Here is a 14,816-nt window from a genome sequence, read left to right as displayed (position 1 = left end):
GATGAAAATGAATTATAAAGAGCAAAGTCATATTATCCCTACTTATAAGCGTTTTGATATAGTTTTAGAAAGCGGAGAAGGGGTTTACCTTTTAGATGATAAGGGTAAAAAATATCTTGATTTTTCAAGTGGTATAGGTGTATGTACTTTAGGATATAACCATGCTGAATTTAATGCTAAGATTAAAGCCCAAGTTGATAAACTTTTACATACTAGCAATTTATATTATAATGAAAACATAGCCCAAGCAGCCAAGCATTTAGCTAAAGCGAGTGGCTTAGAGCGTGTATTTTTCACAAATTCAGGAGCAGAAAGTATAGAAGGAGCGATGAAGGTCGCTAGAAAATATGCTTTTAATAAAGGTATCAAGGGTGGAAATTTCATAGCCTTTAAACATTCTTTTCATGGAAGAACACTAGGAGCTTTATCTTTAACCGCTAATGAAAAATACCAAAAACCATTCAAGCCTTTAATTTCAGGTGTTAAATTTGCAAAGTATAATGATTTTTCAAGCGTAGAACGCTTAGTCAATGAAAAAACTTGTGCTATTATCTTAGAAAGTGTGCAAGGAGAAGGTGGTGTCAATCCTGCTCAAAAAGATTTTTACAAGGCTTTAAGAAAGCTTTGCGATGAAAAAGATATATTGTTAATCGCTGATGAAATTCAATGCGGCATGGGGCGAAGTGGTAAATTTTTTGCTTACGAGCATTCAGGAATTTTACCTGATGTAATGACTTCTGCTAAAGCTTTGGGATGTGGGCTTAGTGTCGGAGCTTTTGTAGTGAGCGAAAAAGTAGCACAAAAATCCTTAGAAGCAGGCGATCATGGAAGTACTTATGGAGGAAATCCTTTAGTTTGTGCAGGTGTTAATGCGGTTTTTGAAATTTTTAAGAAAGAAAAAATTTTAGAAAATGTTTCTAAACTTACGCCTTATTTAGAGCAAAGTTTGGAAAATCTTATCAAAGAATTCAGGTTTTGTAAAAAAAGAAAAGGTTTGGGTTTTATGCAAGGGCTTAGTCTTGATAAAAGTGTAAAAGTAGCTGAGGTGATTAAAAAATGTCAAGAAAATTCTCTTTTGCTTATCAGTTGTGGGGAGAATGATTTGAGATTTTTACCCCCTTTGATCATAGAAAAAAGCCATATAGATGAAATGAGCGAGAAGCTAAGAAAGGTTTTTAAAAGTTTTGAATAAATTTTTTATTGATAAAAATTTATTCTTTTCCATCTACTATGGGTACAAAAAGACATTCTTCTAGAATTTCTTTTTGTAAATGAGTGCCATTTTTGGTTATGCGTGTGATAAATTGTTTGCCATTGTGCAAAATAGGGGCTACAAGTATGCCCCCATCACTTAGCTGATCGAGTAAAATTTCAGGAAGTTGTGTCGTATAAGCAGAGAATAAAATTCTATCATAAGGCGCATAATTTTTCCATCCATTTTGTCCATCTTCAAATTTAACATTAATATTAAAAAGCTCGAGTTCTCTAAAGGTTTGTGCTGCTTTTTTGGCTAAATTTTCTATGCGTTCTATGGTAAAAACACGCCTTATAACCTTGCTTAAAATCGCTGCTTGATAACCACTTCCACAGCCTATTTCTAAGACACTGTCCGCATCTTTAAAATTTAAAGCCATAGTCATTTTAGCCACGGTTAAAGGAGAGCTGATCCATTGAGAATTAGCTAAAGGTAAAGCATCAAGACGATAAGCATGGGCTTTAAGCGGGGAAAAAATTTCGCGTGGAATTTGACAAAAAGCATTAAAAAGTTCTTCGTTGATGAATATTTTTTGTGCGATTTCTTCGGCCATACTTTGACATCGTTTTTGCTCAAATGCGTTCATTTTTTCTCCTCGTAAATGGCAAATTGTAACGAATAAAGTTTCAAAATTTGATTAAAAACTAAAAAATTTGTTTTTCTTATTGATATTTTGGTTATACTAAAAATAAAAAAGGATGAAAATGCTTATTCGATTTAAAGATAAATTTCCAAATTTGGGTCAAAATGTCTTTGTTGCAGAGGGTGCTAAGATTATAGGAGAAGTAGAGATAGGTGATGAAAGCAGTGTGTGGTTTAATTGTGTTCTAAGAGGCGATGTTAATTTTATTAAAATCGGTAAAAGAACAAATATACAAGATTTAACCACTATCCATGTGTGGCATAGAGAATTTAATAAAGATGGAAGTTTAAAAGATGCAGGCTTTCCTACTTGCATAGGAGATGATGTTACTATAGGGCATAATTGCGTGATCCATGCTTGCAAGATCGGCTCTCGTGTGCTTGTGGGGATGAATGCAGTGATTATGGATGATGCAGCTATAGGAGATGATAGTATAGTGGGTGCAGGTAGTGTGGTAACCAAAGGCAAGAAATTTCCACCCAAATCACTCATACTTGGAAACCCTGCAAAACTTATACGCGAACTAAGCGATGAAGAAGTGGCATTTTTAAAACAATCTGCTTTAAATTATGTTGAATTTAAAAATGATTTTTTGGATTGATTTAAAATTTTAACAACGCTGTTTTTATGAAAAAGCTCAAATTTATCCATTTTAAATAGACAAATGGAGCATTTGAGCTATATCGACAAAATTTCATAGAGTTGTGTTTGTAAAATTTTGTCTTAGCTTTGTTAAATCTTTTGAAAGTTTGATTTTATATTTTTCTTTGTTGTTAAAATTAAGAAATTTCTCATCCAGCTTTGAAATTTGACTTTTTGCATATAGGGCAATTTCTTCTACATTTTTTTGTTTATTAAGAATTTTACCCTCTTTAAAAACACATTTTAAAAGTTCTTTTCTTTCTAAATTTTCATCAAGTTTAGGTAATTTTTCATTATAAATATAAAGCTCATCAAAAAGCATTTTTTGAGTGTTTTTGTCATAAATTCTAAAAAGTTTTTTAAAATGCGGTAGGGTTATTTTTTGTTTGTCTTCGCTGATTTTAATTTTAGGCGTGATGAGTTTATCTTCTTCTATGGCAACGAGTTTATAAACACAGCCAAAAATAGGATCACTTGAAGCAGTGATGAGTTTTTCGCCTACCCCAAAAGCATCAATAGGTGCATCATTTTTAAGCAGTTTGTTTATGCTTTTTTCATCTAAAGAATTTGAAACGATGATTTTGCATTCTTTTAAATCATTTTTATCCAAGATAGTACGAATTTCTTTGCTAAGTATTTCTAAATTTCCAGAATCAATACGCACACCGCATTGTTTGATTTTAAATTTTTTAAATGCTTTGACCGCGTTTTCTAGCCCTTGTTTGTAATTATAAGTATCGATGAGTAAGGTAGGATTTTGAGGATAAAGTTCTAAATAATGACAAAAAGCACTCAATTCATCATCAAACATTTGCACCCAAGAATGCGCCATAGTTCCACTTGTCATAATGCTATAATTTTTCCCTGCAAGTGTGCAAGAGCTAGCTTTGCAACCTCCTATTATGGCCGCTCTTGCCCCTTTGAGTGCCGCCTCGCTTCCATGAGCTCTTCGCGTGCCAAATTCAAGCACGCTAAGATTTTTAGCTGCTCTTACGATACGATTGGCTTTTGTGGCAATTAGGCTTTGATGATTGATACTTAAAAGTAAGAAGCTTTCAAGAATTTGTGCTTCAATAGCATTGGCTTTGATGATCATCAAGGGTTCGTTAGGAAAGATGATTTCGCCTTCTTGCATGGCATAAATTTCGCCCTTAAATTTAAAATTTTTCAAATATCTTAAAAATTCTTCTTTAAATATCCCTTGAGAGTGCAAATAGGCTATATCATCTTCATCAAAATGCAAACAAGATACAAAGTCTAAAATATCCTCAAGTCCTGCAAATATAGCAAAAGAGCCGTGATCGGGAATTTTTCTAAAAAATATATCAAAATAAGCTGTTTTGTTTTCAAAACCATTTAGAAAATAACCTTGCATCATGGTTAATTCATAAAAATCACAAAGCAAGGTGTTATTTGGTTTTGTATAAGAATCTTTTTTCATAAAAGTTAATTTCCAAGAAATTTAAAAATCATCAAAGCTTATACTACCTTTAGAATAGTTTGTGACCTTACTTTCAAAGAAATTGCTTTTTTGATCATTAAATTTAGAAAAATCATCTACCCATTTGATAGGGTGTTTTGCATTGTAAATTTTATCAAGATTGATAGCAACAAGTCTTTGATCTACAAGATAGTGGATGTATTCTTCTATAATATCGTCTGTAAAACCCATGATTTGATTTTGAGTGATGTATTTGCCCCATTTGATTTCTAAATCGCCCGCTTTTTTAAACATATCATAAATTTTGTTGATATTGTTTTCATTAAACAAATCAGGTCTTTCTTTACGAACTGAATTGATCATATTTTGAAAGAGTAAAAGATGAGTGATTTCATCTCTTTGAATGAAACGAATCATTTGAGCAGAACCAAGCATTTTACCTGCTCTTGCAAGCGCGTAAATCGCAGTAAATCCACTATAAAAATATACTCCTTCTAAAATTTGATTTGCTACCATGGCCAAAAGAAGTTTATTATCATCTACATCGCCCGCTAATTCTTCATAGATACTTGAAATAAAATCATTTTTTTCGCGCAAGGTTTCATCGTGCTTTTCCATTTCATAGATTAAATCCGTATTATCGCAAATGGCTTCAACCATTACTGCATAAGATTTTGAATGGTTAGCTTCTTCATAAGCTTGGCGTGCTAAAACCGCATTGATTTCAGGAGCAGTGATGTAAGGATTGATATTATCAGCTAGATTGTTGGTTTGAAAGCTATCCATAGAAATGAGCTGAGACCAAACAAGATCATACATTCTTTTTTCACCTGCAGTTAAATTACAGCGATAATCTAATGCATCTTTAGTCGTATCTACTTCTTTTGGAAACCAAGTGTTTGCTTCCATTAAATCCCATAATTTTAAAGCCCAAGTGTATTTTGCTTTTGTAAAATTTAAGATTCCATGAGGATTTCCGCTAAAAACTTTACGATCTGTTAATGTTTCATTTGAGCCTGGATTATAAATTCTTTTTCTTTGCATTTTTTACCTTTCTTTCATATCTTTGTGACTATGCAAGTTTGGGTTAGAATATCATGTAAATTTAGTTTATCTTTTCTTAAAAAGCTTATAAATAAACCAAAAATCAACCCAAAACTTATAATAAATATAATATATCTTAATAAAATTCTAAAAAAAGTTATTTTCTTACCCGTTTTTAGATCGATTAGATAAAGATCATAAGCCTTAAGCCCTGGACTTTGAGCTTTTGAGGCTAAAAATAAAGCTTGAATAAAACCAAATAAGAAAGTACATAGGGCTGTAATATAGGAGTTGTTTAAAAAAGCCTCCTTAGAGCCCAATAAAAAATAAAATAAATATAAGATAGGGACATAAATTAAAAATATATCTATAAGCAAAGCTCTAAATCTTAACCATCTAGAGGCTATTTTTGCCTTAGTTTTCATTTAATTTCCGCGACTTCCTGGCTTAATAGCTTTACTTCCTTCTTTGCAAAACGGACAATCATTTTCATCATAAATTTGAAAATCAAAATTTCCTAAAGTAAAAAGAGGTAAATTATCAGGCAGTTTTGCACTCGGTTTTCTAGGATTTTTTAAATTTTCAACCGCGCAAAAACCGCGATTTGCCAATGCTGCAAAACCTAAAACTTTTCCTCCTAAACTTTCTATGATTTTAGCACTTTCTAAAGCACTTCCGCCCGTTGTGATGATATCCTCGCAAATGATAAATCTTTCGCCTTCTTTTACCTCAAAACCGCGTCTTAGAGTCATTTCTCCATTAACTCTTTCGGTAAAAATAAAGCGTTTATCACAAGCTCTAGCAAGTTCATATCCTGCTAAAATTCCTCCCAAAGCAGGAGAACAAATGCTGTCAAATTCTATATTAAATTCGGCTATAATTTTAGCAAGCTCATCACAAAGTCTTGCTGCTAATTTTGGATTTTCTAAGACTTTAGCACTTTGAAGATAAAACTCAGAGTGCTTACCCGAACTGAGTAAAAAATGTCCTTGTAAATAAGCCCCACAATCTTTATAAATTTGCTCTAAATCCATTTTTAAACCTTTAAAAGTTCGCTTTCTTTGTTTTTTACACTTTCATCGATTTTTGCAGTATAAGTATCTGTTAGTTTTTGCACTTCATCATAGGCTTTTTTAGCTTCGTCTTCTGAAATGGCTTTATCTTTTTCAAGTTTTTTTACGGCATCGTTTGCATCTTTGCGAATATTTCTTACCGAAACTTTTGCTTTTTCACCCATAGCTTTTGCTTGTTTTACATTTTCTTCTCTTTGCTCTCTTGTCATTGGAGGGAAGAATAATTTTACACTTTCGCCATCATTGTTTGGATTTACCCCTATATTTGCTGCTGCAATAGCGCTTTCTATAGTTTTTAACATAGGTTTTTCCCAAGGAGTAATGCTTATTGTTGAAGCATCACTTGCTAAAACGGTTGCAACTTGATTTAAAGGAGTTAAAGAGCCATAGTAATCTACTTGAATATGATCTAAGATATGTGTATTGACTTTACCTGTGCGTAGGGTAGTAAAATCTTTTTTTAAAGCTTCTAAGCTTTTTTCACTTTGAGTTTTTTGTTTGTTTAAAATTTCATTAATCATATTTTTTCCTTATAAATTACTTACTTGTATTTGATTCGTTAGGTATTTGTGGAGCACTTGGAATAGCTGGCACGTTTATAGCATTTGGAGCAGTAGGAATGCTTGTATTTGTTTCAATTTTGATTTTTTCAGCTAAAGAATCTTTACTTGTACTATTGTATAAATATCCTAAACCTATAGTGTTTGCAATAAGTAAAATTCCCATGATGAAAGTAAATTTCGCTAAAAATCCTGCGGGTCCTTTTGCTCCAAATAAACTTTCATTGCTTCCGCTATAAGCTCCAAGTCCTATGCTTGAGCTCTTTTGAAGTAAAACAGCTATACAAATAATAACGACGATGACAAACTGCAAAATAGTTAAAAGAGTAATCATAAATTTTCCTAAATTTTAAAAATTTTTTGAGTTAGATATTGTAACTAAATAAAACTTGAAAAGATTTGAAATTTTAAGAATTTTGCGGGGACTTTCCCGCAAAAAATTATCTACTATTGAAACTTCTTAGGATATTAAGTAAAGATACAAAAAGGTTTACAAAATCAAGATAAAGCGCTACAGCACCTTCAATTGGAGTTTCATAGTTTCCGCGAATAATATTTTGTGTATCATAAAGAATATAAAATGAAAATAAAATCGCTGCTACGGCTGAAATAGCTAAATTTAATAAACTGCTTTGGAAGAAGATATTAAGCAAAGAAGCCGCTACAACCACGATTAAAACTATAAATAAAGCTTTACCCATTAGTGTGAAATCTTTTTTGGTATTCATAGCAAAAATACTAAGCGCTGCAAAAGCTACTGTTGTTAGAGCAAAAGCTTGAGCGATGATTACTCCACCTGCTGGTAGGGCAAGAACAGAAATGAGTAATGGCGTTAGGGTTAAGCCTGAACAAAAAGTAAAACCAAAAAGTAAAATTAAATTCAATGGAGCTTCGCGTTTTTTAAATTGCAAGGCAATCAAAAGTCCTATTTCAACAGCAAAAAGTATCCAAAAGGTTACTTGTGATTGTATAAAAAATGCCGCTAAAGCATAAATTCCTACATATGCACCAACAGTTGCTGCTAAAAGAGAAGCCGCAAAAAGTTGATAAGTTTGTTTAATAAAAATACCAAGTTCACTTGAACGAGTGTTTTCAAATTCTCTTGATCGTGAATAGTCTCTATCATAAAGACTCATATTCATCCTCCTTAAAAGATTTCGATTTTAACTTAAATCTTGAGCGAACTCTAGCATAAAAAATTTAATAAAGAGTTAATTTGCGAATGTTTGCTTGTAGGTGAAATTCTTTGCTGAAAATTTGTTATAATTTTAAGATTTTTCAATTAGGTTGATATATGGATAATCTTATTAGCGGTGCGATCAAATTTATGCAAGAGGATTTTAAAGAGCATGAAGAACTTTTTGAAAGTCTTAAAAATAAGCAAAATCCTCATACTCTTTTCATAGGTTGTTCTGATTCTAGAGTGATCCCCAATTTAATCACCAATACAGGCCCAGGTGAGCTTTTTGTGATACGAAATATTGCAAATATTGTCCCACCTTATCGCGTGGGTCAGGATTATTTAGCGACTACTTCAGCAATAGAATATGCTTTAAATTCTTTACGCATTAAGAATATCGTTGTATGTGGACATAGTAATTGTGGTGGTTGTAATGCATTATACTATTCTGATGAAGAATTGGATAAAATTCCTAATGTAAAAAAATGGCTCACTATGCTTGATCCTATAAAAAGGGATGTTACGATCTTTGCAAGAGATGATATAGCTATGCGTTCTTGGCTTACTGAAAAACTTAACTTAGTGAATTCTTTGCAAAATATTTTTACCTATCCTGGAGTGCAAGAAGCTTTAGATGAGGGAAGATTAGAAGTGCATGCTTGGTATTATATCATCGAAACGGGTGAAATATATGAGTATGATTTTAAGACTAAAATTTTTAAATTAATTCAAAATAGGAAAATGCAATGAAAAAAATAATCATTTTGTTTCTTTTAGGTATTTCATGTCTTTGGGGGGATGAATTTCGTCTTATAGATACCAATGCAAGTGCGCAAGATAAGAGTGTTTATAGTTTGGTGCAAAAATATATCGATTTAAATCGCCAAATTAAAGAATTTAAAAAAAATAATGATGAAAATTCAAGTTCCTATGATGGAATTTTAAGCGAATTTGAAAAAGATAAAAAGTCTATTCTTTCTAAAATACCCGATATGATAGTAAAGCAACAAATCAATGAAAAAGCAGTAGAAAGCTTTTTAAAAACAAGGCAAAATTTGTTAGATTTACAAAAGAAGAGCATAAACAAACCTTATGTTTATGTAGATACAACCTTAAATATTATGTATTTAGATGTTGTTAAAAGTTTTTATTCGTCTTTATTTGAGCTTGAAAGACTTTTTAAAAATGCAGCAAATAGTGAAAGTATAATCTCTACGGTCGATAAGGCAATGGAAAATTTGCAAAATTCAACCAATATAGATCTTAGTATTTATAAAGCTAAAATCAATAATCCATCTGAATTAGAGAAAATTTCCAATAAAGAAGAAATGATTTTTAATGCTGTGGATGCTTATGTAGAAATTTTAAAATATTTGCGTGCGAATGCAGATTTGTTAGAAAGTAATTATATTTTTTCTTTGCTTGAACTTCAAGTATGGATAGATCGTATCAATGAAATGGCCAATATTGATTTTATAAATACGGGTAAGATAGTTATTTCGATTTTAGTTTTAGTTTTTTTTATGTCTTTAAGACGCTTTTTTTCAAATATAGTTTATTTTATCCTCGTTCGTTTAGTTTATCACAATAAAAGCGATGCAGATGATATTAAGGTTATTTTTATAGACAATATTAAAAAACCTGTGGGTTTTTTGCTTATTTGTTATGCCATTTCACTTTGTCTTACAATAGCAACTTATCCTGCTCCTTTAAGTATTAATTTAAGTAATCTTTTCCACATAGTTTATGCTGTTTTAATCGCTTGGTTGATTTTAAGGATACTTGATGGATATGGCGTGGTTTTGGTTTCAAAACTTGCACAAAAGAGTGGCAAAAAAGAAGTGGTAAATTTAGTCATTAAAATTTTATATTTTGTTATTTTTGTGATCGCACTTCTTTATATTTTAGCACAACTTGGTTTTAATATCTCGGCTATTATTGCATCTTTGGGAATTGGTGGTTTAGCTGTTGCTTTAGCGGCGAAAGATATCATTGCAAATTTCTTTGCTTCTATACTCTTACTTTTTGATAATAGCTTTAATCAAGGAGATTGGGTAGAGGTTTCAGGCATAGAAGGAACCGTGGTTGAAACAGGACTTAGAAAAACTACTATTAGAACTTTTGATAATTGTCTTGTATTTTTACCAAATTCAACTATTATGGGAGCTAATATCAAAAATTGGAGCAAAAGACGCATGGGGCGTCATGTTAAAATGTATTTGGGTGTTGGTTATGATGCTACTCCTGAAAAATTAGAAAATTGTGTGAAAGATTTAAAAGAGCTTTTATATACAAGTCCTTTAGTAGCACATGAAGATGATGGAGCATTAAAGTATGGCGATCATACAACAAAATATCGTCAAAATTTAGTTTCTATCAATGATCTTGAGGGTTATAAAAATGCTTGTTATGTGGCTTTAAGTGAATTTGCAGATAGTAGTATTAATATAGAGCTTTATTTTTATATCAAAGAAATAGGTGGAAAAGATTTTAGAGAAGCTAGACAAAGTTTAATGCTTGAGTTTATGCGTATAATTGAAAAAAATGGTTTAACCTTTGCTTTCCCAAGTCGTAGTATTTATATAGAAAATTTACCACCCCTTGATTTGCAAGCAAAAGCTATAAAATAGCAAGATTTTATCTTGCTATTTTTTTAAACTGGCATAACGCGTATATTTGGACTTAATTCTTCTTGTAAAATTGTTTCAATAGCATAAAGTGTTGCACCACTTCCACTAGAACAACCACTACAAGCACCAAGATAACGAATATAAACATCAATTGCTGCACCTTCAGCCTTTTGTATATCAATCACTTCCAAATCTCCACCATCATTATGAAGCATAGGGCGAATTTCAGCATCTAAAACACTTTCAACTGCTTTTAATTGTCCCACTACGGTCATTTCATCAAAAGCCACATCACTTTTCATTGTATTTTTGAGTTTTTCTCTATCTATTTCAGCTCTAGTTTCAGCTAAAATATCTACAAGGTAATAATCTCTTTTTTCATGTCCGCCTGGTTTGATACAGGATTTACAAAAAGCACCCGCTTTAGTATATTGTGTGATTTCTTCTACGCTATGCAAATCATTAAGTTTAATCACTTCTTTAATAGTTCCAAGACTTACCCTAGCGCACTCGCAAACTATAATTTGATCTTCAAAATCTTCAGGACTTATGCCTTTATAATGCGCTGCTGCTTGTTTGATTACATCATAAGCCATAACTGAACAGTGCATTTTTTGAGGTGGAACAGCTGGAGTTTCTGGATTATCACGCATAGCAAATTCCACATCTAAATTTGTGATTTTTACTGCTTCATCTACAGTTTTTCCTATACAAAGATCTACCATAGTATCACTACTTGCTATAGCTGTACCACAACCAAAACTTTTAAATTTTGCATCGATAATTTTATCAGTTTTTTCATCTACAAGCCAAAAAAGTCTTACCGCATCGCCGCAACTTTCTGCGCCAAAATCAGCTACGATCAATTTTGCATTGCGTGCTTTAGCATCTTCTTCGCTAAATTCTCCCATATGTTGAGGATTATTCATTCTATCTTGAACTTTTTGTGAATACTCATCCCAAATGGATCCACCAATTAAACTATTTTTTCCCATTTTTCATCCTTATTTGTAATTATTTGGATTATAAGCATAAGTGCAAGAAATTGCTCTTAATCTCTGTGTTGCATTTTTAATTTGTTTTGCTGCATAATCAATTTCTTCTTCAGTGTTAAAACGTGACAAAGAAAGCCTTAAAGCTGTATGTGCTAAGTCATTTTCAGCTCCGATTGCTTCCATGATAGGATTGCTTTCTAAAGCTTCACTTGCACAGGCTGAGCCCGTACTTGCAGCTATACCATTTTTATTTAAATCCCAAAGCATTGCTTCGCCTTCAACTCCTTTAATACTTGCTAAGATTGTATTAGGCACACGGTGTTCTCTTTTTCCAACCACTGTTGTATCAGGCAAGGCTAAAATTTGATCTTCTAGTTTATCTCTTAAACGGCGTATATGAGAATCTTCAAAATCAAGCATAGTATTTGCAATACGCAAAGCCTCGCCCATAGCCACTATATAAGGCACATTTAAAGTCCCGCTTCTACGACCACCCATGTGTTCTCCACCGTGTAAAAGTGGAGTAAGCTTAAGACCTTTTTTGATAAAAAGTCCGCCTACACCTTTTGGTCCATGGAATTTATGAGCTGAAAATGAAGCAAAATCAACTCCTACTTGGTTTAAATTTACTTTGATTTTTCCTACTGCTTGGGTAGCATCTGTATGAAAAAGCGCTCCAAATTCATGAGTAATTTCTGCCATTTTTTGAATATCAAAAATCATTCCTGTTTCATTATTAGCCCACATAACACTTACAAGTGCTGTTTTATCGCTAATCACTTTACGCAAATCTTCTACAGTAGAAACTCCTTCTTCATTTACAGGAAGTTCTATGACTTTTACTCCAAGACTTTTTAAAAAATAAGCAGCAGCAGCAACAGCAGGGTGTTCTACGCTAGAGATAATCACTTCATTGCGTTCTTTATCTAAAATATGATCAAAATATATACCCTTAAGCACCCAGTTGATACTTTCAGTAGCACAGGATGTTATAACTATATCATCTAAATCATTTGCGCCAAGTCCCGCATAAAGTTTATCCATAGCTTCTCTTAGGGCAGGATGAGTTGCGCTGCCCCATTGGTGAAGACTGTTTGGATTTCCATACATGTCTTTTAAAAATGGCAACATTAATTCGTATGCGCTTGGATCAAGCATCGTTGTTGCATTATTATCTAAATATACTTTCACTTTAATTTCCTTAAATTTTAATTCGGATATTTTTTATCTTTTTATGAAAATGGATAATAACAGAAAAATATAAATTCTAGTTTAAAAATTATAGCAAAAATATGAATATTAAAGTAAAAAAATACAAAGAATTATGGATTAAAATTTGTATTTTTAAATATTTATAAAATTACTTTAAAGTAATACTGATAAATAAGAATTTAATATCTTATTTAAATTGGCTTGTTTTTGACGACGATCTAAGAAATTTTCTATGGAGCTAGAACGCATATTATTAGCATTATCTAGCTTTTCTAAATCTTTATTTTGGCTTTGATATTCTTCTTTAAGAGAGTTAAATTCGCTATGATTTTCATCAATATAAATTTGGAAGATAGAGCTTGAATTTGCAAATTCTCTTAAATCCATATCTTTTTGATAATTGACATATTGTTGAAAAAAAACTGAAAGCTTATCTTGAGAAGCGGTTTTTTTATCTACTCCATTCACATAAAGATATAAATCAAAGCTCATTTTTTGTTCGTTTTGTTGTTTGATATAGTCTTTTATATCCATTTCCCCTCTAAGGATTTTTTGAAAATTAGTATGAGCATTGAGATCCAAACTCGCAGGTTTCATAAAAAAATTAAGCTCGTTATCATTTTGTGTTTTGATGTCATGATAAATAAAATTCATCAAAAGCCCTGATTTTGAAACTTCAGCATTTTTGGTTAGGTAAGGTTTTAAAATTTCATTAGATGAGGTATTGTTTAAAGCTCTATCGAAGTGAAAATTAGTAATTTTGTTATCTAGCATTAAAGTATTTAGGCTTAGAGTTTTGTTTAGCGCGGAGTTTAATTCTTCTTGATTGTTGTAAATTCTTGAAATTTTGCCTAAAAATTCCCCATTTTCAGTAGAAAATCCGGTGGCAAATTTTGAAATCATATCGCGACTTAAATTAGCATTATCATTTTCGCTAAATTCTAAATTGACAGACTTTAGCGAGCTATAATAGCTGTTTAAAAGATAGGGTAGGTCTATTTTGTTATAATTTAAAGTTGCATCTTGTCTTGTTAATTCTTTGGCTATATTTCTAACACTTTTGATGTTGATATTATAAGATTCAGGTATATTAGCGATTTTATTTAAATCTTTTTCAAAAAAACCTTTCTCGTCTATCCTAAAGCTAAATTCACTTGCATAAGAAGTGGTGTTAAAAATATAATTTAAATTTTCTAAATTGTTTTCATTTTCTTCTAAATTTGAACCTTTTTTATCTTTGATTAAATTCAAAGCTTGGCTATTTTGTAAAGGATTGGATAGGGCCAAATTTTGATAAGGGTTTGCCGAATTTATAGTCATTTTAAATCTTTCAAAAATATTGCTAGTTTTTTATAAGCAAAAGGTGTGCCAAGTTTTTTAAATACAAAATTCAGTCAAAAATTAGCAAAAATTTGCTAGCATTTAGCTTTTCTTTTTGAAAAAATTTAAAAATTTATCCGAAAGGAAAGCGTATGCCAAAGATGAAAAGCGTAAAAAGCGCAGTTAAACGCTTTAAAGTAGGTAAAAATAAAATCAAAAGAGGCTCTGCTTTTAGAAGCCATATTTTGACTAAAAAACCTGCAAAAAGAATGCGTGATCTTCGCACAGCTAAATATGTGCACAGCACTAATGTAAAAGCTGTAGAAAAAATGCTAGGAATTTAAGTTTTTGACATAAGTCATTCAAACTCTCCTTAAGTTGCTAAAAATTTAAGGGCAAGCTCCAAAATGGACGCCACTTTATGAAAGGAAATAAAAATGGCAAGAGTAAAAACAGGTGTTGTAAGACGCCGCAGACATAAAAAAGTTCTAAAATTAGCACGCGGTTTTTATAGCGGACGCCGCAAACATTTTAGAAAAGCAAAAGAACAATTAGAAAGAAGTCTTGTTTATGCGTATCGTGATAGACGCCGCAAGAAAAGAGATTTTCGCCGTCTTTGGATTGTGCGTATCAATGCTGCTTGCAGATTAAACGATTTAAGTTATTCTAAATTTATCAATGGACTTAAAAAAGCAGGCATTGAGCTTGATAGAAAAATTCTAGCTGATTTAGCAATGAATGATGCTGCTGCTTTTGCAAAAATCGCAGAAGCTGCAAAAAAAGCGCTTTAATTTAATGAGTTAAGATTTAAATCTTAACTC

17 protein-coding genes are annotated in these 14,816 nt (G+C 31.7%); 6 read left to right on the top strand and 11 right to left on the bottom strand.

Translation table 11 applies throughout. From position 1 onward, the window contains the following. Position 1 precedes the first annotated feature (1 nt). On the top strand, positions 2 to 1,192 hold the full coding sequence (locus tag CCO88_RS08115) for an aspartate aminotransferase family protein (RefSeq protein WP_072233359.1): 1,191 nt from the start codon (positions 2 to 4) through the stop codon (positions 1,190 to 1,192). Positions 1,193 to 1,211: 19 nt separating this feature from the next. On the opposite strand, the gene CCO88_RS08110 is transcribed toward CCO88_RS08115, so the two are convergent. Continuing rightward, complete coding sequence (locus tag CCO88_RS08110; protein WP_002793705.1) at positions 1,212 to 1,841, bottom strand: protein-L-isoaspartate(D-aspartate) O-methyltransferase; 630 nt, start codon at positions 1,839 to 1,841, stop codon at positions 1,212 to 1,214. A gap of 118 nt (positions 1,842 to 1,959) precedes the next feature. Between CCO88_RS08110 and CCO88_RS08105 the strand changes: the two genes are divergently transcribed. Next, the gene (locus CCO88_RS08105) at positions 1,960 to 2,499 is read left to right on the top strand and encodes a gamma carbonic anhydrase family protein (protein WP_002781878.1); all 540 of its coding nucleotides are present in this window, start codon (positions 1,960 to 1,962) and stop codon (positions 2,497 to 2,499) included. 93 nt (positions 2,500 to 2,592) lie between these two features. On the opposite strand, the gene CCO88_RS08100 is transcribed toward CCO88_RS08105, so the two are convergent. From CCO88_RS08100 to CCO88_RS08070, 7 genes are all read right to left on the bottom strand, one after another. Beyond that, a complete protein-coding gene (locus CCO88_RS08100) occupies positions 2,593 to 3,981 on the bottom strand; it encodes a nicotinate phosphoribosyltransferase (RefSeq protein ID WP_002783644.1) in 1,389 nt (462 codons plus the stop codon). Positions 3,982 to 4,002: 21 nt separating this feature from the next. Continuing rightward, a complete protein-coding gene (locus CCO88_RS08095; RefSeq protein ID WP_002777960.1) occupies positions 4,003 to 5,025 on the bottom strand; it encodes a ribonucleotide-diphosphate reductase subunit beta in 1,023 nt (340 codons plus the stop codon). A gap of 14 nt (positions 5,026 to 5,039) precedes the next feature. Then, positions 5,040 to 5,450 (bottom strand): RDD family protein, encoded by a 411-nt coding sequence (locus CCO88_RS08090; protein WP_002777961.1) that lies wholly within the window; start codon positions 5,448 to 5,450, stop codon positions 5,040 to 5,042. Further along, entirely contained in the window at positions 5,451 to 6,059 is a 609-nt protein-coding gene (gene pyrE, locus CCO88_RS08085; protein ID WP_002777962.1) for an orotate phosphoribosyltransferase, read from the bottom strand. 2 nt (positions 6,060 to 6,061) lie between these two features. Beyond that, entirely contained in the window at positions 6,062 to 6,619 is a 558-nt protein-coding gene (frr, locus tag CCO88_RS08080) for a ribosome recycling factor (RefSeq protein WP_002777964.1), read from the bottom strand. Positions 6,620 to 6,635: 16 nt separating this feature from the next. Further along, the gene (gene secG / locus CCO88_RS08075) at positions 6,636 to 6,992 is read right to left on the bottom strand and encodes a preprotein translocase subunit SecG (RefSeq protein ID WP_002777966.1); all 357 of its coding nucleotides are present in this window, start codon (positions 6,990 to 6,992) and stop codon (positions 6,636 to 6,638) included. Between the two features lie 106 nt (positions 6,993 to 7,098). After that, complete coding sequence (locus CCO88_RS08070) at positions 7,099 to 7,794, bottom strand: Bax inhibitor-1/YccA family protein (RefSeq protein WP_002777968.1); 696 nt, start codon at positions 7,792 to 7,794, stop codon at positions 7,099 to 7,101. Between the two features lie 158 nt (positions 7,795 to 7,952). Between CCO88_RS08070 and CCO88_RS08065 the strand changes: the two genes are divergently transcribed. Together CCO88_RS08065 and CCO88_RS08060 are read left to right on the top strand one after the other, a co-directional pair. Next, the gene (locus CCO88_RS08065) at positions 7,953 to 8,588 is read left to right on the top strand and encodes a carbonic anhydrase (protein ID WP_002777974.1); all 636 of its coding nucleotides are present in this window, start codon (positions 7,953 to 7,955) and stop codon (positions 8,586 to 8,588) included. Then, positions 8,585 to 10,468: a mechanosensitive ion channel family protein gene (locus CCO88_RS08060; protein ID WP_002777975.1), complete on the top strand. Its 1,884-nt coding sequence runs from the start codon at positions 8,585 to 8,587 to the stop codon at positions 10,466 to 10,468. Before CCO88_RS08065 ends, CCO88_RS08060 begins: the two co-directional genes overlap by 4 nt. A 23-nt stretch (positions 10,469 to 10,491) precedes the next feature. On the opposite strand, the gene CCO88_RS08055 is transcribed toward CCO88_RS08060, so the two are convergent. The 3 genes from CCO88_RS08055 to CCO88_RS08045 all read right to left on the bottom strand — a co-directional run bounded on the left by CCO88_RS08055 (position 10,492) and on the right by CCO88_RS08045 (position 13,995). After that, positions 10,492 to 11,463, bottom strand: a complete 972-nt coding sequence (locus tag CCO88_RS08055) for an iron-sulfur cluster assembly scaffold protein NifU (RefSeq protein WP_002840050.1) — start codon at positions 11,461 to 11,463, stop codon at positions 10,492 to 10,494. A 9-nt stretch (positions 11,464 to 11,472) separates the two neighbouring features. Further along, positions 11,473 to 12,654 carry a NifS family cysteine desulfurase gene (locus tag CCO88_RS08050; protein WP_002777980.1) on the bottom strand — a complete coding sequence of 394 codons (1,182 nt, stop codon included), beginning with the start codon at positions 12,652 to 12,654 and terminating at the stop codon, positions 11,473 to 11,475. Positions 12,655 to 12,828: 174 nt separating this feature from the next. Further along, positions 12,829 to 13,995: a hypothetical protein gene (locus tag CCO88_RS08045; protein WP_002777982.1), complete on the bottom strand. Its 1,167-nt coding sequence runs from the start codon at positions 13,993 to 13,995 to the stop codon at positions 12,829 to 12,831. A gap of 152 nt (positions 13,996 to 14,147) precedes the next feature. Here CCO88_RS08045 and rpmI point away from each other — a divergent pair, with 152 nt between their 5' ends. Both rpmI and rplT read left to right on the top strand, forming a co-directional pair. Next, positions 14,148 to 14,339, top strand: a complete 192-nt coding sequence (gene rpmI, locus CCO88_RS08040; RefSeq protein ID WP_002777995.1) for a 50S ribosomal protein L35 — start codon at positions 14,148 to 14,150, stop codon at positions 14,337 to 14,339. A gap of 93 nt (positions 14,340 to 14,432) precedes the next feature. Beyond that, positions 14,433 to 14,786, top strand: coding sequence for a 50S ribosomal protein L20 (gene rplT / locus CCO88_RS08035; RefSeq protein ID WP_002777997.1), 354 nt, complete (start codon positions 14,433 to 14,435; stop codon positions 14,784 to 14,786). The last annotated feature ends 30 nt before the right edge of the window (positions 14,787 to 14,816 follow it).

It is taken from the genome of Campylobacter coli LMG 9860 (genome assembly GCF_000254135.1).
GTDB lineage: Bacteria > Campylobacterota > Campylobacteria > Campylobacterales > Campylobacteraceae > Campylobacter_D > Campylobacter_D coli.
The sequence above is the reverse complement of the archived record's forward strand: the minus strand, read 5'-3'. Positions and strand labels throughout refer to the sequence as shown.

Coding starts and splice junctions, on each gene's coding strand:
- CCO88_RS08115 (WP_072233359.1), top strand. CDS start 2: ATGAAAATGAATTATAAAGAGCAAAGTCATATTATCCCTACTTATAAG.
- CCO88_RS08110 (WP_002793705.1), bottom strand. CDS start 1,841: ATGAACGCATTTGAGCAAAAACGATGTCAAAGTATGGCCGAAGAAATC.
- CCO88_RS08105 (WP_002781878.1), top strand. CDS start 1,960: ATGCTTATTCGATTTAAAGATAAATTTCCAAATTTGGGTCAAAATGTC.
- CCO88_RS08100 (WP_002783644.1), bottom strand. CDS start 3,981: ATGAAAAAAGATTCTTATACAAAACCAAATAACACCTTGCTTTGTGAT.
- CCO88_RS08095 (WP_002777960.1), bottom strand. CDS start 5,025: ATGCAAAGAAAAAGAATTTATAATCCAGGCTCAAATGAAACATTAACA.
- CCO88_RS08090 (WP_002777961.1), bottom strand. CDS start 5,450: ATGAAAACTAAGGCAAAAATAGCCTCTAGATGGTTAAGATTTAGAGCT.
- pyrE (WP_002777962.1), bottom strand. CDS start 6,059: ATGGATTTAGAGCAAATTTATAAAGATTGTGGGGCTTATTTACAAGGA.
- frr (WP_002777964.1), bottom strand. CDS start 6,619: ATGATTAATGAAATTTTAAACAAACAAAAAACTCAAAGTGAAAAAAGC.
- secG (WP_002777966.1), bottom strand. CDS start 6,992: ATGATTACTCTTTTAACTATTTTGCAGTTTGTCATCGTCGTTATTATT.
- CCO88_RS08070 (WP_002777968.1), bottom strand. CDS start 7,794: ATGAGTCTTTATGATAGAGACTATTCACGATCAAGAGAATTTGAAAAC.
- CCO88_RS08065 (WP_002777974.1), top strand. CDS start 7,953: ATGGATAATCTTATTAGCGGTGCGATCAAATTTATGCAAGAGGATTTT.
- CCO88_RS08060 (WP_002777975.1), top strand. CDS start 8,585: ATGAAAAAAATAATCATTTTGTTTCTTTTAGGTATTTCATGTCTTTGG.
- CCO88_RS08055 (WP_002840050.1), bottom strand. CDS start 11,463: ATGGGAAAAAATAGTTTAATTGGTGGATCCATTTGGGATGAGTATTCA.
- CCO88_RS08045 (WP_002777982.1), bottom strand. CDS start 13,995: ATGACTATAAATTCGGCAAACCCTTATCAAAATTTGGCCCTATCCAAT.
- rpmI (WP_002777995.1), top strand. CDS start 14,148: ATGCCAAAGATGAAAAGCGTAAAAAGCGCAGTTAAACGCTTTAAAGTA.
- rplT (WP_002777997.1), top strand. CDS start 14,433: ATGGCAAGAGTAAAAACAGGTGTTGTAAGACGCCGCAGACATAAAAAA.